This window comes from Winogradskyella pulchriflava, from assembly GCF_042434315.1.
In the GTDB taxonomy this organism is placed as follows: Bacteria; Bacteroidota; Bacteroidia; order Flavobacteriales; family Flavobacteriaceae; genus Winogradskyella; species Winogradskyella pulchriflava.
This window is the reverse complement of the sequence record NZ_JBHLTQ010000008.1, coordinates 1-618: the sequence shown is the minus strand read 5'-3', so window position 1 is coordinate 618 and position 618 is coordinate 1. Positions and strand designations below refer to the sequence as shown.

The 618-nt window shown below is 32.4% G+C and carries 1 protein-coding gene; it reads left to right on the top strand.

Translation table 11 applies throughout. The features are described from left to right. Window positions 1–479, top strand: a 479-nt coding sequence (locus tag ACFFGA_RS14820; protein WP_386065195.1) for a hypothetical protein, incomplete at its 5' end; no start/stop codon positions are given. Window positions 480–618: the final 139 nt, after the last annotated feature.

Sequence of the window (618 nt, the reverse complement as noted above, 5' to 3'; positions counted from 1 at the left end):
ACGTTGTAAGTAATTTGAGAAAAACGCTAACCATATTAATTTCATTGAGTTTCGGACTTATTTCCTGTAAATCAGAAAAGAAATATTCGGACTTTAATGAATCGGACTTTTACGAAGTTCAAGGAATTATTAATTATGCGAATCCGACAAGTGACCCTTTCGATAGTTCAACAGAAAAAAATGTGAGTTTCACCTATTTTTTAGACCGACCAAATCCGAAAACGGGAATTGAGAATAACTTGGAAATGTTTGAAGCTCAAAACGGATATCCTTTAATAGTTCTTGTACATAAAGAAGACGAAAACATAAGTTTTTATGGTCGAGTTGGAATTCTAGAAAATTTGAACGAAAAGGAAAAAGAATTTCTATCTAAGCACATCGAAAAGGAAATGTCTAAGCTAAAGAAAAAGACACCTGAATATATTTATAACGCACTAATAAAAGACTCTGTTAAAGAAAATAAAACCGACAAAAAATAAAAAACTACTTACAACACCGTGTATAAAAAATTGCTAGTTTTATACTAAACCAATGTCAGTTGCTTTGCTTGCTTGCATCCGATTTTCCTTCGGAAAATCCTCGCACACAAGCACGCAACTTTCCATACACATAAACGTT